Source organism: Bacteroides sp. AN502(2024) (assembly GCF_041227145.1).
In the GTDB taxonomy this organism is placed as follows: Bacteria; Bacteroidota; Bacteroidia; order Bacteroidales; family Bacteroidaceae; genus Bacteroides.
Map to the genome: position 1 here is coordinate 2,933,833 of NZ_JBGFSP010000003.1, position 22,775 is coordinate 2,956,607.

17 protein-coding genes are annotated in these 22,775 nt (G+C 41.2%); 13 read left to right on the forward strand and 4 right to left on the reverse strand.

Going from position 1 to position 22,775, the window contains the following annotated elements; genetic code table 11:
* Nucleotides 1-36 precede the first annotated feature (36 nt).
* The 7 genes from AB9N12_RS11400 (at nt 37) to mobV (ending at nt 7,102) form a co-directional block, all read left to right on the forward strand.
* Entirely contained in the window at nt 37-261 is a 225-nt protein-coding gene (locus tag AB9N12_RS11400; RefSeq protein ID WP_369892868.1) for a DUF6078 family protein, read from the forward strand.
* 182 nt (nt 262-443) lie between these two features.
* Nucleotides 444-821: a hypothetical protein gene (locus AB9N12_RS11405; RefSeq protein ID WP_369889012.1), complete on the forward strand. Its 378-nt coding sequence runs from the start codon at nt 444-446 to the stop codon at nt 819-821.
* 355 nt (nt 822-1,176) lie between these two features.
* The gene (locus AB9N12_RS11410) at nt 1,177-2,400 is read left to right on the forward strand and encodes a tyrosine-type recombinase/integrase (protein WP_369892869.1); all 1,224 of its coding nucleotides are present in this window, start codon (nt 1,177-1,179) and stop codon (nt 2,398-2,400) included.
* A complete protein-coding gene (locus AB9N12_RS11415; RefSeq protein WP_369892178.1) occupies nt 2,397-2,786 on the forward strand; it encodes a hypothetical protein in 390 nt (129 codons plus the stop codon). Before AB9N12_RS11410 ends, AB9N12_RS11415 begins: the two co-directional genes overlap by 4 nt.
* A gap of 315 nt (nt 2,787-3,101) precedes the next feature.
* Nucleotides 3,102-4,343 carry a primase-helicase family protein gene (locus AB9N12_RS11420; protein WP_369892179.1) on the forward strand — a complete coding sequence of 414 codons (1,242 nt, stop codon included), beginning with the start codon at nt 3,102-3,104 and terminating at the stop codon, nt 4,341-4,343.
* Between the two features lie 275 nt (nt 4,344-4,618).
* Entirely contained in the window at nt 4,619-5,584 is a 966-nt protein-coding gene (locus AB9N12_RS11425) for a toprim domain-containing protein (RefSeq protein WP_369892180.1), read from the forward strand.
* 213 nt (nt 5,585-5,797) lie between these two features.
* A complete protein-coding gene (mobV, locus tag AB9N12_RS11430) occupies nt 5,798-7,102 on the forward strand; it encodes a MobV family relaxase (protein WP_369892181.1) in 1,305 nt (434 codons plus the stop codon).
* Between the two features lie 50 nt (nt 7,103-7,152).
* Here the strand turns inward: mobV and AB9N12_RS11435 are convergent, their stop codons facing one another.
* From AB9N12_RS11435 to AB9N12_RS11450, 4 genes are all read right to left on the reverse strand, one after another.
* Complete coding sequence (locus AB9N12_RS11435) at nt 7,153-9,831, reverse strand: TrlF family AAA-like ATPase (protein WP_369892182.1); 2,679 nt, start codon at nt 9,829-9,831, stop codon at nt 7,153-7,155.
* 1 nt (nt 9,832) lies between these two features.
* A complete protein-coding gene (locus tag AB9N12_RS11440) occupies nt 9,833-10,882 on the reverse strand; it encodes a hypothetical protein (RefSeq protein WP_369892183.1) in 1,050 nt (349 codons plus the stop codon).
* A 119-nt stretch (nt 10,883-11,001) separates the two neighbouring features.
* On the reverse strand, nt 11,002-13,569 hold the full coding sequence (locus AB9N12_RS11445) for a DNA cytosine methyltransferase (protein WP_369892184.1): 2,568 nt from the start codon (nt 13,567-13,569) through the stop codon (nt 11,002-11,004).
* A 1-nt stretch (nt 13,570) separates the two neighbouring features.
* On the reverse strand, nt 13,571-13,921 hold the full coding sequence (locus AB9N12_RS11450; RefSeq protein ID WP_369892185.1) for a helix-turn-helix domain-containing protein: 351 nt from the start codon (nt 13,919-13,921) through the stop codon (nt 13,571-13,573).
* A gap of 226 nt (nt 13,922-14,147) precedes the next feature.
* On the opposite strand from AB9N12_RS11450, the gene AB9N12_RS11455 reads away from it, so the two are divergent.
* From AB9N12_RS11455 to AB9N12_RS11480, 6 genes are all read left to right on the forward strand, one after another.
* Entirely contained in the window at nt 14,148-14,924 is a 777-nt protein-coding gene (locus AB9N12_RS11455; RefSeq protein WP_369892186.1) for an IS3 family transposase, read from the forward strand.
* Nucleotides 14,925-15,938: 1,014 nt separating this feature from the next.
* Complete coding sequence (locus AB9N12_RS11460; protein ID WP_369892187.1) at nt 15,939-16,475, forward strand: sigma-70 family RNA polymerase sigma factor; 537 nt, start codon at nt 15,939-15,941, stop codon at nt 16,473-16,475.
* Nucleotides 16,476-16,567: 92 nt separating this feature from the next.
* Nucleotides 16,568-17,701 carry a FecR family protein gene (locus tag AB9N12_RS11465; protein WP_369892188.1) on the forward strand — a complete coding sequence of 378 codons (1,134 nt, stop codon included), beginning with the start codon at nt 16,568-16,570 and terminating at the stop codon, nt 17,699-17,701.
* 198 nt (nt 17,702-17,899) lie between these two features.
* A complete protein-coding gene (locus tag AB9N12_RS11470) occupies nt 17,900-20,965 on the forward strand; it encodes a SusC/RagA family TonB-linked outer membrane protein (protein ID WP_369892189.1) in 3,066 nt (1,021 codons plus the stop codon).
* A complete protein-coding gene (locus AB9N12_RS11475; protein ID WP_369892190.1) occupies nt 20,928-21,320 on the forward strand; it encodes a hypothetical protein in 393 nt (130 codons plus the stop codon). The genes AB9N12_RS11470 and AB9N12_RS11475 overlap by 38 nt, the downstream gene beginning before the upstream one ends.
* Before the next feature lie 10 nt (nt 21,321-21,330).
* A complete protein-coding gene (locus tag AB9N12_RS11480; protein ID WP_369892191.1) occupies nt 21,331-22,764 on the forward strand; it encodes a RagB/SusD family nutrient uptake outer membrane protein in 1,434 nt (477 codons plus the stop codon).
* Nucleotides 22,765-22,775 lie beyond the last annotated feature (11 nt).

A 22,775-nucleotide genomic window follows, 5' to 3' on the forward strand; every position in this document is an offset into this window, starting at 1 on the left:
GCCCCTTATTTGGTCCAATGCGAGCCGGGTAATTGGTTGATCTTTGTCTGTCAGTCAATTATCTTTATCGGACGCGGGACGTATTATCGCTTTTACCGTAAAGAGAGATATTTGTCGCTTGAACAACAGGAATATATTCGTAGGATTTTTCGTCAGAAAGGAATAGCGGAGGAACCTACATCCGATTCCTACACAAAAGAATATATTTATGGTAATTATCTGCCATCTGCAACAATTTCGTTGTATCTAATTGTGATATAAGGGGTTATAGTGTTGCAGATACCTGTTGCAGATGTGTTGCAGGTCAAGTATCTGCAACACCTAAGATAGCCATACTCTTTCAATCTCACAATTAAATTCGTATGCTTTGTCTATTTCTTCGTCATTCTGTCTTATACGGATTTAGGTTGACACCTTTTTAGAGACATAAAAAAAGAAAAATTATGTCTAAATTATCTCGTAAGATTTATTCTGAGACTTTCAAATTGGAAGTTCTCCGTGATTACTTCAGTAGCGGTTTGTCAATGTTTGCTACTGCCAAGAAATGGGGTTTACCCAACCATACTTATATTCTGCGTTGGCAAAAGTGTTATGCAATTGATTCGGATTCCTTATCTTTGTCCCCCGAACTTCTGTCAGATCTTCAAATGAAAAAGAATCCAAAATCAAAATCTAAAGAAGAACTTCTTGAAGCGGAAAATTTGCGTCTGAGAAAGGCTTTGGAACTTGAAAAACTTCGTTCCCATGCCTTTGAAAGACTGATTGAACTCACAGAAAGAGAAGAAGGGATTTCCATCTTAAAAAAAGATGGTGCCAAATAGTCACCGGCCTTCGTGAAGAGTTTCCTCACATCAGTGTGAAAACCCTTTGCGGACTGTTTGGCATGTCTTCCCAGGCCTATTACAAAAAGACGAAAAATCTCTGGAATAACCGAATAAAATGGGAGAAATGGCACTGAATGGCTTAGTGGAAAGGCATTTGCGAAGCCAGACGGTGACAGCGGCAAAAACCGGGTAACGCAAAGGAAAGCGGAATTATGAAGTAGAACGGTTTTCAAATCGTTACCCGCCGGAAAGTGATTTTTAACACATGGCACCGAAACTGGCAGCTTGTGGCTTCGGTTGGCTTACATGGTCTAACTCGTTGATATTTAACTTTGCAATCAAAAAAACGAGTATGGCAAGAAGCACATTCAAAGTGCTGTTCTATGTGAACGGCAGCAAGGAGAAAAACGGTATTGTCCCCATCATGGGACGGGTTACAATCAACGGGACTGTGGCGCAGTTCAGTTGCAAACAGAGCATTCCCAACACGCTTTGGGACGTGAAGGGCAACAAGGCGAAAGGGAAGAGCCGCGAGGCACGGGACATCAACCTCGCGCTTGACAACATCAAGGCGCAAATCATCAAGCACTACCAGCGCATTTCCGACCGTGAGGCATTCGTTACGGCGGAAATGGTGCGCAATGCCTATCAAGGTATCGGCATGGAGTACGAGACTTTGCTCAAGGCTTTTGACAAAGAAAACGAGGTGTTCAAAAAACGTGTAGGGAAAGACCGTGTGATGGCAACCTACCGTTCCCGTGTGGTGGCAAGGAACTATGTGGCGGCATTTATCAAATCGTTTTACAAGCGGAACGATATGTCGATGCTGGAACTTACCCCCGACTTCATCAAGGAGTTCGCCGCATACCTTTCAACGGAAGCCGGGTTGCACAATGGGACAATATGGGAAAAGTGTATGTGGCTCAAAGGCGTGGTGATGCGTGCCCACTTCAATGGGCTGATACCGAGGAATCCGTTTGCGCAGTTCCACATCAGCCCGAATGTGAAGGAACGTGAGTTCCTGACAGAAGATGAACTGAAAGTGTTGATGACACATGAGTTCGAGGACAGCAAACTCGCATATATCCGAGATATATTCATCTTTGCCAGTTTCACGGCATTGTCGTTCGTGGACGTGCAGGAGCTGACGAATGACAATATCGTCGAGGTGAACGGCGAGAAATGGATATTGTCAAAACGCCACAAGACGAAAGTGCCGTTTCAGGTAAAACTGCTGGATATCCCGTTGCAGATAATCGAACGCTACCGACCGATGCAGAAAGGCAACCTCGTATTTCCCGGCTTGAACTACTGGTCTATCTGTAAACCGTTGAAAAAGATGATAAAAGAGTGCGGAATCAACAAGGACATCAGCTTTCATTGCGCAAGACATGGATTCGCAACGCTGGCTTTATGTAAGGGTATGCCAATCGAAAGTGTGAGCAGGATTTTAGGGCACACTAACATTGTCACGACTCAAATCTATGCGAAGATTACCACGCAGAAGCTCGACAACGACCTGACGATGTTCGGGAACAGACTGAGCAAGGCGTTTAACGGTATAACAATGGCATGAGTATGAAAAGAGATATCCTTGCAATGGGTGAATCCGGCAATATCACTATGCCGGAGATTGTCTCCGACATTTGGATGAGTGAACCGGAACTTATAGAGCTGTTCGGGGTAATCGCCCCGACACTCCGTGCCGCAGTAAGAGCCGTGTATAAAAGCGGTGTCCTGAAAGAATACGAAGTACATAAATATGTGCGGTTGGAGAACGGATATTATGCTGATGTGTTCGGCTTCCCGATGATAGCGGCACTTGCTTTCCGTATCAACACATTCGGAGCGGAGCAGGTGCGCAATGCCATCCTTGAAAGACGGTACTTGCGAAAAGAGAAAACAAGTATCTTCTTTTCGCTGGGTATAAACAACATGAAAAGTACTAAGTATCAGGCATGAAATATCCCAATGTGACGACATGAAGTAATGAAACCTATGCGTATTCCCTTTGCTAACAATGTATTTATACGGATAATCGCATGAGTGCATCGTCATTTATGCAGATGAATACTAAAACCCCCGAAGAAACAGCCATTAGAGAGGTGCTTCTTCGGGCTTGTTTTTGTTTCCACATCCGTTTTGTACGACCCGAAGCATTGAATTTTTTGTTCCAAAGCATTTTATTCCCCATTCTGCTGCGGTTTGCGTATCAACCTATCCGATAAATGATTATACTTTTGTGGCTGACATTTAATCAAACTAAAATCGAATGAAATGACAGCCAAAGAATCAAAAGACAGCCACCGACCGCCATCAGATGGCGGCATGGCAAGAGATGAGTTTATCCGGGTGGGTACGACCCTCTACAAGTTAGTGAACCAGCCCCGCCTGAACGGAGGCTATGTGAAGAAGCGCATCGCATGGAACAACGAGACCCTGCGCCAAGACTATGGCAAGGACTACATCGGCAGCGTTCCCAAGTATGACGGCTTCTGTACCGTACCAGAACACGTCAGCTATCAGCCTGTAATCGGAAAGTTCCTGAACCTCTACGAGCCGATAGACCACCGACCCAAGAAGGGTGATTTTCCACACATCCAATCTCTGGTGCGGCACATCTTCGGGGAGCAATATGAGTTGGGGATGGACTATCTTCAACTGCTCTACCTGCAACCCGTACAGAAGCTGCCCATCCTCCTGCTGGTGTCAGAGGAGCGCAACACGGGCAAAAGCACGTTCCTCAACTTCCTGAAAGCCCTATTTCAGAATAATGTGACATTCAACACCAACGAGGATTTCCGCAGCCAGTTCAATTCAGACTGGGCAGGCAAGCTGCTTATCCTTGTGGACGAGGTACTGCTCAACCGCAGGGAGGACAGCGAGAGGTTGAAGAACCTGAGCACCACACTCTCCTATAAAGTAGAAGCCAAAGGCAAGGACCGTGACGAGATAGCTTTCTTCGCCAAATTCGTGCTGTGCTCCAACAACGAGTATCTGCCCGTCATCATCGACGCAGGGGAAACACGCTATTGGGTGCGCAGTATAGACCGCCTGCAATCCGATGATACCGACTTCCTGCAAAAGCTGAAAGCGGAGATACCCGCCTTTCTCCATCATTTGCAGCATAGAAGCCTCTCCACCGAAAAGGAGAGCCGGATGTGGTTTGCCTCCTCGCTGCTGCATACCGAAGCCTTGCGGAAGATAATCCGCAGCAACCGTAACCGATTGGAGATAGAGATGCACGAGCTAATCCTTGACATCATGGAGAGTGTAGGCACGGACACTTTTTCGTTCTGCCCGAATGACATTCTTGTGCTGTTGGTAAACACGCAGGTCAAAGCGGAAAAGCACCAAGTGAGAAAGGTATTGCAGGAGTGCTGGAAACTTGCACCTGCACCCAATACGCTTACCTACACCACCTATCAGGTGGACTTCACACGGGAATGCCACTATTCGCCCATACGGAAAACAGGACGGTTCTATACCATGACAAGGGGATTTTTGGAAACACTCTGATTATTTTGATGAAATGATGAATAAGTATATAAATATACTGAAATATAGAAGTTTACCTTCTCATCAAACATTCATCAGAAGTATCTCACTGATGAAAAGAGAAAACAAGGCGGACAGCCTCTGCCCGACACCGCAAATGATGAATTTCTCTTTTCGTGAGTAGTCTGATGAATAATTGATGAGATGGCACATAATTGCAAATCAATGTGTTATGCTATCTATTCATCAAATCATCGTTTTTTCATTCATCATCAAATCCATAGAAACATCACATCATGAACATCCAAGAAGCAAAACAAATCAGGATTGCAGACTATCTGCAAAGTCTGGGCTATTCGCCCGTGAAACAACAAGGCGGTAGCCTGTGGTACAAGTCACCGTTCCGTCAGGAGACGGAAGCGTCATTCAAGGTGAACATCAACCGCAACTTGTGGTTCGACTACGGACTGGGCAAGGGCGGTAGCATCATCGCACTGGCACAGGAACTTTATTCCTCCAACCATTTGCCCTATCTGCTCCGTAAGATAGTGGAACAGGCTCCACACGTCCGCCCCGTGTCTTTCTCTTTTCGCCAACAACCATCCGAGCCATGTTTCCAACAGTTGGAGGTACGGGAACTCACGCATCCGGCATTGCTGCGTTACTTGCAGGAGCGTGGAATAGATACCGCATTGGCAAAGTCGGAGTGCAAGGAGCTGCATTTCAACAACAACGGCAAACCCTATTTCGCCATCGGCTTCCCGAATGTGGCAGGAGGCTACGAGGTGCGCAACGAGTTTTTCAAGGGCTGCATCGCACCGAAAGACATCAGCCATATCCGGCAGCAGGGAGAACCGAGGGAAAAATGTCTGGTATTCGAGGGCATGACGGACTATCTTTCTTTCCTCACGTTGAGGATGAGGAACTGCCCGACCATGCCCAACCTTGACAGGCAGGATTACGTCATCCTCAATTCGGTAGCCAATATTTCCAAAGCCATTGACGTGTTGCACGGATATGAACGCATCCACTGCCTGCTCGACAATGACGAGGCAGGGACAAGGGCATATCAGGAACTGAGGAAAGAGTTTGCCGGACGCATCCGGGACTTCTCCCACAACTATCACGGATATAAAGACCTGAACGATTACCTGTGCGGCAAACCCTTGTCCCAATCGGCAGAGCCGATGAAGCAGGAGCGGCAAGTCCAATCCGCAAAGCGGATGATGCAGCCACCGAAGAAACGAGGGCTGAAGATGTAGGGAGGATGAACACTTGCAGCCGCACGGATATTTGCCAACGGAAAATACCGTAGGCTTATTAGGGAATTTTCCGAGCCGCATTGCAAGCAACGCTGAAAATTCCCCAATAAGCCAAAGAGGTTGTACCTCTCTGGACTCTCCCATGTCAACGGCAAGAACCGTGCAAAAGTAATCATCAACCATTGTTTCACAAACTAAAAAGAAAGGATTATTATGGGCTACGCAGTATTACATATGGAGAAAACAAGCGGAACGGATGCCGCCATGTCCGCGCACATAGAGCGCACCATCCGACCGAAAAATGCCGATGCGGGCAGGACGCATCTCAATCGGGAATTGATTAAGTTTCCCGATGGCATTGCAAACAGGACACAAGCCATACAACACAGGTTGGACACCGCTGGGCTGACACGCAAAATCGGCAACAACCAAGTGAGGGCAATCCGTATCCTGCTTACGGGAACACACGAGGATATGGAACGTATCACCAACGATGGAAGACTTGATGAATGGTGCGGCGACAATCTGAGATACCTCGCCGACACGTTCGGCAAGGAGAATATCGTGTCAGCAGTCCTGCACATGGACGAGCAGACACCGCACATACACGCCACGCTTGTCCCCATTGTCAGGGGAGAACGCAAACGCAGGAAACGGGAGGAACAGACGAAGAAACGCTACCGCAAGAAGCCTACCGATGGAGCAAGACTTTGTGCCGATGACATCATGACCCGTCAGAAGCTCAAAGCCTATCAGGACAGCTATGCCCAAGCTATGGAAAGATACGGATTGCAACGTGGCATAGACGGTTCGGAGGCGAAACATATCTCCACACGGCAATATTATCGTGATTTAGTACAGCAGACAGAACAGTTACAAACAGATATAGGGCAACTTCAAGACCGCAGAGAAACAGCGTTGGAGGAACTCAGACGTGCGAAAAGGGAGGTACAGACCGAGAAGCTGAAAGGTGCGGCAACAACCGCTGCCGTCAACATCGCCGAGAGTGTCGGTTCTCTTTTCGGCAGCAACAAGGTCAGGGCGTTGGAGAGGGAGAACAGGAATCTGCATGAGCGTGTATCTGAACTTGAAGAAGAAGTCCGACAAAGGGAACAGCAACAAACCAAACAAATACAGGAGATTAAAAATGCTTACGAGCAACAAAACCGCAAGCTGTCCGAGTTCGTGGATTTTGTCAAACGCTACTTCCCGTATGTGGAGAAGCTGATGCCGATGATAAACTTCCTGCGAGAGCGGTTAGGTTTCGATGACGGTATCATAAGAAGACTATGCACATTCAAAGAAGTCAGCATAAAAGGCAAACTCTATTCTTCGGAGTTCAGCCGAAGTTTTGAAACACGACATTCCGTCTGTGCCATCAAGGATGATGAAAACGGTAGATTCGATTTCAAAATTGACGGGGTATCACACGTAAGCTGGTTCCGAAAGAAAATGAACGAGTTTAGGGAAGCCATCGGAATACCGAAGCCAAGACTGGATAGAGGAATAAAACTATAAATTAACAATGGCGACCACTTTCAAAATGACCGCCATTGTTAATATGCAATTTAGTTTATTCTATATTTGCGTTCTCTTTTCTCAAAGGCAAATCTACCACCCTCCAATATTTGACAAACTTCATTGTTTATATCAGGATCCTCCAAAGAACCTGACATATATTTCAGTTGCCCATCTTCATTTTGTGCAATGATTACCTGCTCTGAATCTGAATTTACAACTAAGTTCGCATTGTGAGAAACAATAATAATCTGCCTATATTGTTTTATAGTTTTGAAAATAGATATAAGTTCACTCGTAATAAAACTATTATCTAAGTCATCCTCTGGCTGATCATATATAATAGTTTCACTAAACATATTAGCCGCAATCTGTAATCTTAAGTATATGGTACCTTGTTGTCCAAATGAAAGTTTGGTTATAGATTTACCTGCAAGAGTAACATTTACATCGTGCGATATGAATTGTGTATATCTCTTAAAAAAGAGTTCCAATAATCTTCCTCTCAAATCATCTTTAATATCACGACTAAAAATGTTATGGTCGGTGGTTTGTGATATAAAATCATAAAAGTTATCTAATGTTTCGATATTAAGAATTCTTCTGATTTTTTCATCATTATAACTTCTTCCGTCAAGTTTTTCTAACAAAAGATTATACATCTTGCAAGAATCAAAATGTATATCAACTGACACATTTAAATTTTCTTGTAGAATCAAATCCAACAGCTGTTTCTTCTTTGGGTCGATAGAGACATCGTTCCCTTTGAATTCATTCCACTTCTGTTCAATTAGTTTAGCATAGGATTCTATATTATTCTTTATTTCAACTCCTAAATTTCTAAACACATCACTTGTAATAGCTTGATATTTTGCTTCTTCTATGCCTATAGTTTCTATTTGTTTAGACAGTTCTGAAACTTTGTTTTGATATACTGAAACATTTGACAACAATGTAGCTAAATCGCCCTTATAATCTTTAAACTCGTCTTTAGTATCAGCAATTTCTTTTTGAATTCTTTGTCGTGCAGCTACGAGAAGAGGAATAAGACTCTCTCTGATATATCCTTTAGTGTTAGATGTATCGATTGGTGGAATATCTACTTTTTGAGATTTAAACAATTCATTCCAAGTAGATATATTTTCATTTGTTTCGATTGTAAATCTATCTATGTTTGCTACAAGTTGTTGAAGTGAATCTATCCAAGAGTTAAATTGAGAAAATTTACCAACTCTATTTTTATAGCTTTCTAATTTCTTCTTATTTTGTTCAGAAGTTATATTAGTAATGAAATCACTATATTTTTTGATTTCGTTACCAATAATCTCCCGCTTTTCTTGTGGAGTAGTGTTATTCGCATTGATTATCTTAATAATCCTAAAGTATTCATTTATAGAAGTTTCAACTCTGGACAGAAATTCTGGAGAGATACTATATTCATCTGTAACTCCTATGGTTTCTCGTATATTTCTTGAAAATCTATCTTTATTTTGCACCAAATCCTTTATTTGACTTTGAGCAATATACATAAATGGAACATTGGGATTATCTGCGACCTTAAAATCTTTTGCTTTTTCAGATATTGATGCTTGGCGACTAATGACAATATCTGAATTAAGGTTAAAGTTGTCCGATTGCGTTTGCTTATGAAAGGCTGCTGCAATATAGTTTATTAAAACACTTTTACCTGTTCCTCTACCACCAATAATAGAAACCAAATTGCTATTTAACGGAAGTTCTTGAGGCGCAAAAGAAATATCTTCTTCATTTACAAACACCTTTGTACTTGTAGGTATGTATATTCTTGTAAAAGGGCATTTTTCTATATTAAAGGCAGGGTTTTCTTTTTGAATACAAACGCGACCTTCTGGTTCATATATAATCTGTTTCAAACCCTCAAATGTTGGATCAGCTTTAATCCATGTAATTCTTTCATTAGGAAATATATTGACATTACTGAGAGAGTGAGCATCGCTACCGGTAATACATGGCTTGACACTTCCATAAGTATCAATTACTGACATCACATCTAACTTGCCCCGTCCTAAGAAGAAATTTACATCATTGGGATTGCCAGAAAATATAATATCCGACATGCGATAAATTTCTATCCTTGTGGCTTGCATTGAAGAGTGTTGAATTCCACTATTGCCATCTTTATTACTATTAGACACAGCAACAACAATATGGGGTTTCAAGCTTTGCTTCTGTAAAATTTGCTGTAATTCTTGAAAGCTAATATTAAATTGCCTTATACCCTCTTTTCTTGCATATTCATTATCAATAGAATTGTCATTTTTAAATGCTTTTCCCAGCTCAATCAAATCATTCTTTACACAAGAATAATCATACCCTTTATATCTAAACTTTAGACAACGGAAGAATTCTCGTTCAATCACATCTGTTGACAATTCAGGGTTAAAAATAACATGAATATTTATAGGTGTTTCTTGTTGAGTCACAGGGGTTATCCTCAACTCGACATTTGCCAATAAGGTCTTTCCGTTCAAACGACCTTCCGCTTGCTTTTGCTTGAGATACAAATAGTTCTCTATTGAAAAATAATCGGTTACTCCTAAAACGGCAACATTAGTATTTGCTTCTATTTTATTGATAAATGCATTCCACGCGGCTTCATCATTGCCGTATTGGTCGTTTTTTGCCGTTCCAGGTGTATGGATATGCAAATCCCATATACGCCATTCTGAACCTTTAGGATATTTAGCCATTTTATGCTGCGTTATAAATTTGAACCAATTTTGTCTTTATATCGTTGAATGACAGTCCTGTGCTAAAATCCGCTGTCAACCCTGTGTTAATTACATATACAAACGACTCCTTTCTGTAATACTTATCCCCGAACCGCAATAAGGAGTTCTCTATGGTATCAGCTTTAGCTAAAAGGCAAACCAACTGATAATCCTTATTAACCTGCTGAGTTTTATTGTTTGGATGAGCCTTTGTATTATGTTGTGTTGCAGTAAGCAAAATCAAATTCTCAACATAGTGTGCAATCTGTGGGAACTGTGATTTTGGGAATATGTGATGTACTTGTGTTGCCTCACCATTGCTCCAACTATCATTTACCTCACTTACTGTATGAATCTTTCTTATCAATGCAATAGCTTTCTGAACATAGTAGGTGTTGATAGCCTCTTGTTTCTCTATCTTCTCAGGAGTCATCGCCTCTTGACGAGTTATGGTCTTATCCTTATCCATATCTCGCCAATTCTTCTTATTGTACATCAAATCGGAATAATAGGTAATCTTACCATTGCTGCCGTGCAAATGATGTTCAGCCGCATAGACATTGAATACCTTGTGGAACATACGCCTAATATCCAATCGTGAATGCGATGGAGTATTGCCGTTGATTAAGCGGTAATACCTGTCGTATATTTCATCCCGTGCTGCAACGGGATGTTCAGCACTATCCTTAGCATATTCTTCAAAATACTTCATAAAGCCACTGTCCGACATAACTTTCATAAAGTAACAGTACAAGAAATTGTATGCATTTCTATCTTTGCGTGAGATATAATCCAACAAGTCCTCATTAGCAACAGAAAATGTCAATGCACCATCAACCATTTCAACATTGAGGATATGAGCATATGCCAAAAGTTTCAACGGTTGAGATAACACCTTGTTGTATTCGTTGTATGCTTTCTTATCATTCGCCCACGGCTTGTTAAAGACAACTCGTGTATTCTGAATAAAATATTGAGTATCCCATACATCGTTTATTACAAAAACGGGCTTAGTTGCTATCAAATTCATAACACAATCTGCCATAAAGCATACAATGTCGGGAGTACACTTTTGATCCACAAATCTTGCATCGTGTGATTTGCGTATATCCAGATCAAATTGGTTAAGATATTCGTTGATTACAGTTCTCATATACTTTGCTGCTTGAGTTTTCCAAAAAAGAAAACAGAGTTATTATCTATGTTAAGTGAGCGTGTCCCCAAATTACGGGCAATCGCATAAAATTTTGTAAAGCTATCAGTAGCATAGAACGCTAAATCCTCATTTGTTACAATGTCATCATCATTTGCCAATGTGAGGATTGCAACAGACCCATCTGCAATACACCCTTTGGGTAAAAAGCAGGCACGAGGGCTGTATGTTAAGTTGGGGAGCAAAACGCAATTTGTTTGATTTAGATATTTTGCGACATCCAATCCCTCTATATTATCAATGTAACAATCATAATTGGGAATATTGACAATTTCATTGTTGCCAATATTTCGAGATTTAAGTACTCTGATTTTACCGTTATCCTTTGTAATAGACTTAGTTATAACCCTATCTCTATATGCCTTGAATACATTAAATTTCATTTTATTTGCCACTTCATCAAAAGCCTCATTACGATAAATTATCCAATATGGGAATCTTTCATCTGTTATGTATGCTTGCAGATGACACTTTACTGCATCAGTAATATAAGATTCCACAATTGTATTTTGTGGTTTCTTTTGAGTGTCAAGGATAAAACAAATGGTTTCTATCTTTACTCCTTTGAATCCTTTTTCTCCAAAATCAATTATGCGAGAAATATTTTTCTTTTTCATCAAAATACGTGTCGCATTAAATTCAGGAGCGTTTATTAAACTTTTGGGAACTATCAGCGAAACAACAGTCCCTATTCTCATCGCTTTTTCAATAAAGAATGAGAATATGTTGTTAGTGTCTTTGTTAAATGCATTAGCCTTGTATTTTGCTAATAACTTCTTCTCCTTGATCAGCTTTTTGTATGGAGGGTTTCCAACTACAATGTCATACATCTTATCAAAGTCATATAGCAAGAAATCTGCATTGATATAATTGATGTGGATGTTATTGGGCACATCTATTTTTGCCACTAACTCCCTTACAATCTCAATGCTATTTGCATCTATATCGACAACATCAATATTAACAGATTGTACATTAGCATACTTTAATATAAGAGTAGGCAAGAAATTCCCCACACCTATTGATGGCTCCAAAATGTTTAGTTCTGTATAGTTTTTTGCATCAGGAAGGCTCTTAACTATTGTATAGCAAATATCCTGTCTTGTATAATAAGCCGCATTATTTTCCCTTTGGGCATTTGCCAATTCTGCTATTTTAGACAACTCCGCAAAGCCATAATGATTATTACTTCTAATATAATCAACTAAACAGGTAGGTACTGTTAACTTTTTCTTATCTATCAAAGCCTTAATATCTTGTTCTGACAAAGTTGGCTTACATAATATCTTGCGAATCTTTGATGCTATTTGCTTAAATATAATTGTCGGAACTGCCTCCCCCAAATTTTGGCGAATATTCATTTCCTCTTTCTTCAAGAAAGCCTCTTTCTCTCTCAATGACATATTGTTCAGATCTTCGAATGGAATATCACTCCATTTGAAAGAAGAGGGGACAGACATCATTAACATAACTTCTCTAATACTAAACACTCTATTATCAACAGGGTGAACAGTATTTTGGCTTGCCATAATATCATTACGGGTATGAATACAGGGAGCGACTTTATCCCAATACTGACGAGTGTATTTATCTCCATTTTTGCGTGCGTTATATACAATAACGCCGTCCTTAATACTATGGGGAATCTTTGTTATGTCTGTATTGTCAAATGCAGATTGCCCCTCTTTAATGTCTGCAATCCAAGATTCCATCTGGGGCGAGTACTTTCTAAAATTATGATATATATCATTTCCAGAAATCTCTCCCATCGTTTTCAAGGATGGCAAATGACCAATCACTTGCCTTAGTGTTCTTTCGGGTTGCTTATCAGGGAAAATATCGTATGGTGTTATCTCTTTCAAGTCTTTACGGACACCAATCACCAATGTTCTTGTTCTACTTGAGGGATTGCCATAATCCTTAAAGTTTACCACTTGATATAAGATATTATATACTCCTGACAAGTTAGTTTCTATTGTGTCTTTAATAGACTTATCTTTACCATCCACATCAGTACATACAGAAGTAAGGAAAGCCCTAACATTCTCAAATATAAAAAACTTAGGTTTAATCTGTTGAGTCATTTTTATAGACTCAACGACCAAGGAGTTACGTTTCAACTCGTCTTTCTTCTTGTGGTTGGCAACAGACATACCTTGACAGGGAGGTGTCGCAATCAACACATCTAAATCAGTTAGATTAAATCCTCTTTTCCACATATCTAACTCCGCAAAAACCTTATCCTTTGTTTCTTGCGTAGTCATGTCTCCACAAATATATCCGCTGTCATAAGCACATTTCTGATTGAATTTCTGAATTTTCATTCTGCGCTCTAACAACTCAACAGTAGCCACACAATAGAATCCCTCTTCCTTAAAGCCGTAGCATCCAACGCCAGCACTACTGAATAGGCTGACATAGGTCCTCAGCCCATACACAGAACGCCGATCCGCCAATAGCATTTCAGGAATTTCTAACTTTGGGTATAATTTCACTTTTGCCATATCAACCTATTCTTCTTAAATTTTCCGCAACCATGGAAAGAGCTTTTGAAGCAACCTTGTGTTCATCAGATACAATATCTGTGACTTTATCTGCGAGCCATAAAGTAAGGAGATCTGTCAGTTCTACATGAAACATCTCCGACAATATAGCCACCTGCTCTTTCTTGGCTTTGCGCTCGCCTTTTTCAATCTTACAATATGTTGCTGTGTCTATATCAAGAGCAGCGGCAATCTGCCTTTGAGGCATTTGATTCTGAATGCGCAACTCTTTTATTTTCTCCGTAAACAGCATATTACTCATTTTTGTCTTGACATTATTTGGCAAAGGTACGAATTTTTGCCCATTCTTCATATGACATATTCGAATAAATTTCACGATGGGATTTTTGTTGTAAAAAACTTTGTGGTATTGGATTATTCTATTATCTTTGTACTCGAAACGAGTGACTTGAAAGCAACTCACAGCAAAGCGCAGAAATAGGCACGGTTGCCAATTCGTTACCCAAATTTCTGCCATTCTTCCAAACCTCCTATGATTAAGGAGGTTATAAGATTCTTCCAGATTTAAAAAAAATCTTTTGTCGCGTCATCAGATCAGAACAGCCATCTTGGATGCCGTCTTCTTCTACCGCTCAAAGGCTCCGGGCATCGGTGGTTTGAAATTATACCATGAGCTCCGCTCCCTTTATGGAAGCGAGATAACCGGAGGGCGGGATGCCTTCCTTCATCTGCTGCGTTCGGAACGCCTTATGCTGCCCCCGAAGAAACCCAGGCATACGACGGACTCCCACCATCTTTACAAGAAGTATCCGAATCTGATCAAGGGGGTAACGGCACAATACCCGAACCATATCTGGGTATGTGACATCACTTACATCTGGATTGAAGGTGGCGTATGCTACCTCCATCTTGTAACGGACATGTACTCACATGCCGTTTTAGGATGGGTGCTCTCTCCCAGTTTGCATGCCGAATATACGCTACAGGCACTGGAACAGGCCATCAATGAGGCTGGAGGTGGCAATCTTTGCGGCACAATCCACCATTCCGACCGGGGGGTACAGTATGCCTGCGATGCCTATATCGACACACTGGTCACTCATCATATACGTGTGAGCATGACTGAAGATTACAACCCGACGGACAATGCGGTAGCAGAAAGGATGAATGGCATCCTGAAAACGGAATGGATATACGGCATGTCGCTGTTCAGGGATAAAGAGATGGCACGGGAGCAGATTACGCGAATGATTGACTTCTATAATAATGGACGACCACATATGAGCATAGGTATGAAAAAACCCATGGACGTATATCATGGAGAGGTGCCGGGAAAATCATTGTGGAAAAAATAAGGTTCCATATGATAAATAAATACTATATTTGCGATACCGAGAACCCGGGACATGACGGTTTAAGCCATTGTCTCACAAAAGCCAATAGGGTGTCGAACCCTATTGACTTTTACCGAGAGCCCGAGCACACTCAGATTTGTCCATTGTTTTTACGTATGACAACTATCTTAGGAGCAAAGGGAAGAAACTAACAACTGTTTTAGTTATGAATAACAGAATGTGACAACTTATTTAGTAACTAGCCTCTAAAAGTGACAACCATTTCTAGTATAAGTCATTCTTTTTATTGTTACTTCAGCAAAACACTTTGTTTCAAGGCGCTGAACACTTTGTTTCAAGGCGGTGAACACTTTGTTTCAAGGCGGTGAACACTTTGTTTCAACACGCTGAACACTTTGTTTCAACACGCTGAACACTTTGTTCCAATATGGTTGAACACTTTGTTTCAATACGGTGGAACACTTTGTTTTATCGGTTTGAATACTTGTTTGCACTACATAAACATTGTGCGGTGTGCAGGCAAACTGTACTAATCCGGTATTTGAATAGTATGTTGCAGATAACTTTATCTGCAACTATCTGCAACAGGTATCTGCAACAGCATAAGTCTCTTGTTTTCATCGATTTAGCATGATTTTGTTGCAGATGGCAGATGTTTTGTGTCTTTCAAACATAGAGAAGAACTCCCGGTATGATGTCTTTCTGCATCGACATGGTGTCGGCTGTGGTCTATAGAATAAGACTATTTTTGAGAGAACAAAACAGGTTTAAATGGAAAGAGCCGTGTTATAGACCAAAAATATTTTGGTGGGCGTCATTAATGTTTTAAAGTTAATTTGTACTTTTGTCATGTCTGTAAAAGGAATGCTTGTCTCTCTGCAACATTATTTTAAGCGATTTTCTTTATGCGATAAAATGCTGTGCTATTATTGTTGTTCAGTGATTTGTAAGAATGTGGTCTGTTGTGTTGCTAAATTGCGGGCGGTTTGCTTATTCAGTTGTTTTAAAGTCGGTATGAAGGAAGATAAAGAGAACAATCGGTCGGATGCTTTGAAGAGTAAGTTTGAAGAACTCTTCAAAGATAATTATTCCCGCCTTTATTATTATGCTCTCCATTTTATTCAAGATAGTGAGGTCTGTAAGGATTTAGTAAGCGACACTTTCCATTTTATATGGGAAAACATTGACTCCTTACGTATGGAGACGGCTAAGGTTTATATATTTACCCATCTGCAACGCCTTTGCCTCGATTATCTTCGGCATTCGGGTATGATGGTTGCTAAAACAGACTCCTACCTTGCCATGCTTAAAGAGTGGAACGGTAACGATTGGCGGGAAAGCGAGGCACGTATTCAGAAGATTATGTGTTTGATAAATGACATGCCCCCGTTAACGAGAACAGTGATGGAGCAATGTTATATACATAAAAAGAAGTACATAGAAGTAGCCGGAATAACAGGGCTATCCGAAAGTGGCGTGCGTAAGCATGTGATGAAGGGGCTGAATATAATAAGAGAATACTTCTCTGTGAAATACAAAAAGCGGTACTAATAGGGCTGCTGCCCTATTGATCGATGATAAGACAGTTGTATGACTTATAGCAAACGATGTTATAAATGTTTATATTATAAGGAAAGAACTTTATGAGTGACTCAAATGACAAAGGAAATAAATTAGGTATGGATGAGCACCAAGTACCGGATGAACGTTTACGTTACGAATGCGAGCAGGCATTCTTACGTCGTCACTTTACAGAGCCTTCTGTAAATGAAGAGTGGGAAAGGTTTCAATGCTCCCTGTCGCGGAATGTGCAACGTAAAAAACGTATTACCTATTATATATTGAGCGGACTTTCCGCTGCTGCAATAATATCTGGGGTAATCTTCTTCGTTTTGCACGACAATAAAGCGCAAAGGGGGCGATCGAAAGAAGCAATGGAGGTATTGATAACTTCCATAAGCAAAGAGCAGCAAGTGGTTATAGAAGAATCGGGCGATGGCATGCCCAAGGAACGTACAACGATAGCCGTTAATGCTGTTCCGACTGTAGAACGGCAAGGTGCGGTGCTGTCAGCAAAAGGTGCGGATTATACCCACGTAAATGCTAAGAGAGTCCGTCGTAACGTCGTTTCCATACCTCGTGGTAAGGTGTATAAAATAGTACTGAACGATGGTACAGAGGTGTGGCTTAATGCACATAGCCGTTTTTCGTTCCCCACCTGGTTCTCCGGTGATAAGCGGGAGGTAACACTCGAAGGAGAAGCCTATTTTAAGGTAATGCATGAGGAAAACAGACCTTTTATTATTGTCACCGATAAAATAACAACGCAGGTATTGGGCACAGAACTGAATGTGAAAGCGTATAAAGATTCTGAGGCACACGTCACATTGGTACGCGGTGCAGTGTGCGTACGGCTGCCGCATAAAGCAGAGGGAGTGCTCTTATCGCCCGGTGATGACATGGTTTGTGCAGACGATAGCTTTCAGATTAAAAAGGTAGATACAAGCTATTACAGCCAATGGATGGAGGGGGTCTTCTATTATGATGATGTGTCTCTTGTTGACATATTGCGTGACTTAGGGCGTTGGTATAATCTCTCGGTAGAGATTGAACAAGAACCTGCGCTTATGAGCCTGCGACTGCATTTCGTAGCAGAGCGGAGCGATAGTATCGATAAGGTGATTGAGAACCTGAATGCATACGAGTACCTCTCTGTCACAAAAAAAGGGAACCGGTTGGTAGTGAAGAGAAAGAACAAAGAAACAGATAAGGAGTAGAAGATGTATTATGGGGGAGACCCGAAACGGCGTTTAATATCTTTGAATATGAATAAGGTAAATTGCTTTACAACAGTATAGAGATAAGGAAGATAGAACATTCAGAGAATAAGAGCAAAAAAGAGAGCATTTGGTGGGACTAAATGCTCTCTTTTTTCGTATATAAGTAAAGGATATTTTTAATTTAAAGTTATATTTATGAAAAGTTATTGTTTCTTGAGGGCGCTCCATAGGAGATTCCTGTTTTTCCTGCTTTTCTTTTTTTGTGGGAGTATTGCGGGAGAAAGTGTGCTGGCACAAAGTGCTTCCCATAAAATTGATTTGGTATGCCATGATGAGCTTATGCCGTCTGTGCTGAAAAGGTTGGAACAAGAAACGGAATTCAAATTCTTGTTTACTTATAATTATATTCAGAACTACAAGGTAACGGTTGATATTAAATCGAAAACAATAGATGAGGTGATGAATGCCATTTTAGGATCTTATCCTCTTACTTATAAGATAAACGGAAGATATATCACAGTATCGACCGTATCGAAAGTCGAACAGAAGCACATCAAAGGGCATGTGTCGGATGTTTCTGGAGAGGCTTTGCCCGGTGTGAACATTCTGACCAATGACCCCGCTGTGGCAGGGGTTAGCGATGCCAATGGCAACTTCGATATATTAATACCTAATGATAAGGAAATAACAGAAGTAAGGTTTTCTTATATAGGGATGAAGAACATGTCGGTACCTTTCACTGGGAAGCAGTTGTTTATTTCCATGAAAGATGATACACAACTTGTAGATGAGGTGGTTGTTAATGGTATATTTGAACGTAAAAAAGAGAGCTTTACTGGAGCTACTACTGTTGTGAGAAAAGAGGAACTGATGCGGAGCGGTAGCCAAAACTTATTGCAAAACCTGAAAAACATTGATCCGGCCTTCAAGATTGTAGAAAATATGGACTTAGGTTCCAATCCGAATGCCATGCCCGAAGTACAAATGCGCGGACAGCAGTCAATGCCCGATTTGAAGGGGACATATAACGGAAATCCTAATCAGCCCTTGTTCATATTAGATGGGTTTGAGGTGGATGTGACAGCTGTTTACGACTTGGATATGAATCGTGTAGAAACAATTGTTCTGCTGAAAGATGCAGCAGCAAAGGCTATTTATGGATCTAAAGCAGCAAATGGGGTAGTAGTGATAGAAACCCGTAAACCCGAAGCGGGCAAACTAAGGGTAACGTATAAAGGAGACTTAAACTTGACAATCCCCGACTTGACAGGGTACAACCTTTGCAATGCTTACGAGAAGTTTGAGGTAGATAAAATGTACGGCTTGTATTCGGATCCTTGGTTTTGGGAGCAATATCTAAACAACATTCAAACGGAAATAGCACGTGGCGTGGATACCGATTGGCTGGCATATCCCTTACGTATGGGCATCGGGCACAGGCACTCTGTGTATCTGGAAGGAGGCGATGAACGTACTCGCTACGGTGTAGATTTGCTGTACAATAATATTAAGGGTATAATGAAAGGATCAGAACGAAAAACGTTTACCGGAAGCTTCGTCCTTTCTTACCGATATAAGAATTTATTATTCCGCAATCAATTCAGTGCCACTTTAAATCATGCCGATGACTCTCCTTATGGCTCTTTCTCAGAGTATGCAGAGTTGAATCCGTACTGGACGCCATACGATAATAATGGCAATCTGAAACAAATAGTTGGCTCTACAGGTGGCGGTGGCTTGGTGGGCGTAACTAAAGGGAATCCGTTGTGGAATGCTGCTATTGGGACAAGGAACTTCGGGAAATACACAAACCTGACTAACAACTTTTATGTTGAGTGGCAGTTGGCCGAGTCGTTGAAATTGATGGGGCGTGTGGGCTTGTCGAAAACACTCAATAGGCGAGAAGATTTTTATCCGGCCTCGCATACATCTTTTTGGGGGTATTCGGAAGAACGTGCATTCGAGAAGGGAAGTTATAGCAAGTCGGATGGAGAGAATACTTTTGTATCGGCCGATGTTACGGCAAACTATTCTTTGTTCCTTAATAAGAATCAGCTGTTCTTTAATGCAGGGTGGAACATTCAACAGAATCAGTCGGAATCTACTAACTTTAAGGTGATAGGATTCCCTAACGACCGCATCAACTTTATAGCCTCCGGTCTAAAGCCTGATTCAAGCCAGCCTTTTTCAGGAGGTGAGGGTATCAGCAGGTCAATTAGCCTATTGTCGGCTTTGAATTATTCGTATGATGACCGTTACTTGGCTGACCTTTCTTATCGCACTAGTGCTTCTTCTCTTTTCGGAAAGGATAACCGTTGGGGACAGTTTTGGGCAATAGGAGCCGGATGGAACTTACATAAGGAACACTTTATGGAAGAAGCCACTTGGCTGAAACAGTTTAAGGTCAGGGCCTCTACCGGTTATACCGGAGCACAGAACTTCAGCTCCTATCAGGCATTAGCCACATTTGGCTATTATCAGACGCAGGCCTATGATAATTGGATAGGCTCCTACCTTATGGCTTTACCCAATGATAAATTAAAATGGCAGAAGACGCAGGATTATAACATAGGAGTCGATATAAACCTACTTAATCGGATGATAATCCGCTATGATTATTATGTGCAGAAAACAGAAGACCAGCTTTTAGCACTTACAATTCCGCCTTCAATGGGTTTTCTTAGTTATATGGAGAACTTGGGAAGTACAGAGAATAGGGGAATGGAGTTGAAACTGAATGCACATCTTCTGTACAATCCGGCAAGGAAACAATACTTGAGCGTATTCTTCTCTATCGCCAAGAACTCGAATAAACTCAAAAAAATATCAAATGCCTTGAAGAATTATAATGATGAAGTAGATGATAAAATAGTAGCAGGAAAGACAAACAAGCCTCAACTCCATTTTATCGAAGGAGAGTCAATGAACGCTATATGGGCCGTACGTTCATTGGGTATAGATCCCGCTACAGGCGATGAATTATATCTCACTAAAGATGGGAAGAGTACAACGGAGTGGAGGACAGAGGACCAAGTGGTATGTGGAGATGCAATGCCGAAATGCACGGGCACTTTTGGACTGAACTTAGATTATAAGGGAATATTCATGAATATGAGGGTGTGTCAAAATTCCCTTTTTGAAGAAATGACCTCTGCTATAGCTATCTGTGGCAGGGGTAAATCTTTATATTCAGGCATTATGACACACCCTCATATTCATGAATATGTCTTTTTATTATCAGCTGGGTGGACAGATGTATAATCACACATTGGTGAACCGTGTAGAGAATGCGTATGTCGGGCTGAATGTAGATAAGCGTATATACAATGCGGTATGGAAGAAACCGGGCGATATTGTTGATTTCTCTTATAGCCCTTATAAGACAACTAAACCGAGCTCACGCTTTATTCAGAACTTAAATGAACTTCGTTTCTCTGCATTGAATATTGGGTACGATTTCCGTTATTCTACTTTGCTACGTAAGCTGAAACTTGCACAGCTGAAAGCAAGCTTCTATATGAATGATATTTTCCGCGCATCTACCGTACGGGTAGAAAGGGGGTTGGATTATCCGTTTGCTCGTACTTATTCGTTCTCTTTGCAAGCAACCTTCTAATATGTAAGATATGATGAAAAAGATACAGAAAGTAAAGAATATACTTGGCATACTTATCTTATTTTTGTTAAGTGTGTCGTGCCATGACTGGTTGGATGTTAGTCCAAAGTCTGAGGTGAAATATGATGATTTGTTCAGCTATAAGAACGGATTCAAAGACCAATTAACAGGCATTTATACTGCACTTTGTAGTGAAAACTTGTATGGAGCAAACCTCACTTTTGGTATGGTAGATGCACTAGGTCAACAATATATATGGAAACAAGAGGCCGGCATTTATTATCATTTGCATCGGTTTGAATACGAAAACAGCAACAGCCAGAGAGTCATAAACAATGTGTGGAGCAGTATGTATAATACGATAGCCAATATCAATATTTTATTGAAAGGGATCAATGAACATCGAGGTGTTCTGTCGGAAACCGAAGAAAAGGTTTATGAGGGCGAAGCATGTGCTTTGCGTGCCTTTCTGCATTTCGATTTGCTCAGGTTGTTCAGCATGAGCTATGCAAGTGGGGGCAATGAAAAAGCTATCCCGTATGTTAAGGGAGTGTCGAATGAGGTTACCCCACTATCTACGGTTGCCGAGGTTATTGAATTAGTGATTGAAGACTTAAAGCATGCCATGAATCTATTGGAGGTCGATCCAGTGAAAGCTGGGTACTCTTCTACCGACTTTATAGGTACCCGCAAATTCCATTTTAATTATTATGCTGTTTGTGCCTTAATGGCTCGAGCCTATCTTTATAAAGGCGATAAGGAGAATGCATTGCGGTGTGCCCGCGAAGTGATAGAATCGAATCATTATCCTTGGGTGGCAAGTAGCAATGTAACTACCAACATGCGCCAGACTCGCGATGGAATATTTGAACCGGAGTGTATCTTCATGCTAAATAATACAAGGCTGAAATCGTTGACAGAAAGTTTTCTGAAAGACGGTGAGAGCTACACTATGGGGAACTTGCTCATTATGTCTCCGGAAGTATGTGCGGAGATCTTCGAAACGAACCTATATGGGTTTGATTGGCGATATAACTACTATTTTGAAACATTGTTGAACTACTATGTCGGTAGTACTAAGTTGTGGCAAGTTTCTGCCAATTATAATAACCGGCAGCCATTACTTAGAGTAAGTGAAATGTGGTTGATTGCTGCTGAATGCGCTACCTCTAAGAAAGAGGCTGTGAACTATATTAACACACTGCGTAGGCATAGGGGGTTCGATGAGGGGAGTATGCTGACAGAAGACGTTGTAACAGATGTGATGCTACAATCCATTATAGGGAAAGAATATCGAAAAGAGTTTATCGGTGAGGGGCAATGGTTTTTGTACTGTAAGCGCTTAGACCTCCCGGAAATTCCCGATGTAACAGTGCCTTTCAGTAAAGCTTTTTATGTACTCCCGATGCCCGATCAAGAAAAGGAATACGGTAATAGAAACTAAAGTAGGAAAGG

Excerpts from the sequence above, each read along its gene's own strand:
- AB9N12_RS11480 (WP_369892191.1), top strand. The coding sequence starts at position 21,331 with ATGATGAAAAAGATACAGAAAGTAAAGAATATACTTGGCATACTTATC.
- AB9N12_RS11425 (WP_369892180.1), top strand. The coding sequence starts at position 4,619 with ATGAACATCCAAGAAGCAAAACAAATCAGGATTGCAGACTATCTGCAA.
- AB9N12_RS11440 (WP_369892183.1), bottom strand. The coding sequence starts at position 10,882 with ATGAATTTGATAGCAACTAAGCCCGTTTTTGTAATAAACGATGTATGG.
- AB9N12_RS11460 (WP_369892187.1), top strand. The coding sequence starts at position 15,939 with ATGAAGGAAGATAAAGAGAACAATCGGTCGGATGCTTTGAAGAGTAAG.
- AB9N12_RS11475 (WP_369892190.1), top strand. The coding sequence starts at position 20,928 with ATGTCTTTTTATTATCAGCTGGGTGGACAGATGTATAATCACACATTG.
- AB9N12_RS11410 (WP_369892869.1), top strand. The coding sequence starts at position 1,177 with ATGGCAAGAAGCACATTCAAAGTGCTGTTCTATGTGAACGGCAGCAAG.
- AB9N12_RS11405 (WP_369889012.1), top strand. The coding sequence starts at position 444 with ATGTCTAAATTATCTCGTAAGATTTATTCTGAGACTTTCAAATTGGAA.
- AB9N12_RS11465 (WP_369892188.1), top strand. The coding sequence starts at position 16,568 with ATGAGTGACTCAAATGACAAAGGAAATAAATTAGGTATGGATGAGCAC.
- AB9N12_RS11420 (WP_369892179.1), top strand. The coding sequence starts at position 3,102 with ATGACAGCCAAAGAATCAAAAGACAGCCACCGACCGCCATCAGATGGC.
- AB9N12_RS11435 (WP_369892182.1), bottom strand. The coding sequence starts at position 9,831 with ATGGCTAAATATCCTAAAGGTTCAGAATGGCGTATATGGGATTTGCAT.
- mobV (WP_369892181.1), top strand. The coding sequence starts at position 5,798 with ATGGGCTACGCAGTATTACATATGGAGAAAACAAGCGGAACGGATGCC.
- AB9N12_RS11470 (WP_369892189.1), top strand. The coding sequence starts at position 17,900 with ATGAAAAGTTATTGTTTCTTGAGGGCGCTCCATAGGAGATTCCTGTTT.
- AB9N12_RS11415 (WP_369892178.1), top strand. The coding sequence starts at position 2,397 with ATGAGTATGAAAAGAGATATCCTTGCAATGGGTGAATCCGGCAATATC.
- AB9N12_RS11450 (WP_369892185.1), bottom strand. The coding sequence starts at position 13,921 with ATGAAGAATGGGCAAAAATTCGTACCTTTGCCAAATAATGTCAAGACA.
- AB9N12_RS11445 (WP_369892184.1), bottom strand. The coding sequence starts at position 13,569 with ATGGCAAAAGTGAAATTATACCCAAAGTTAGAAATTCCTGAAATGCTA.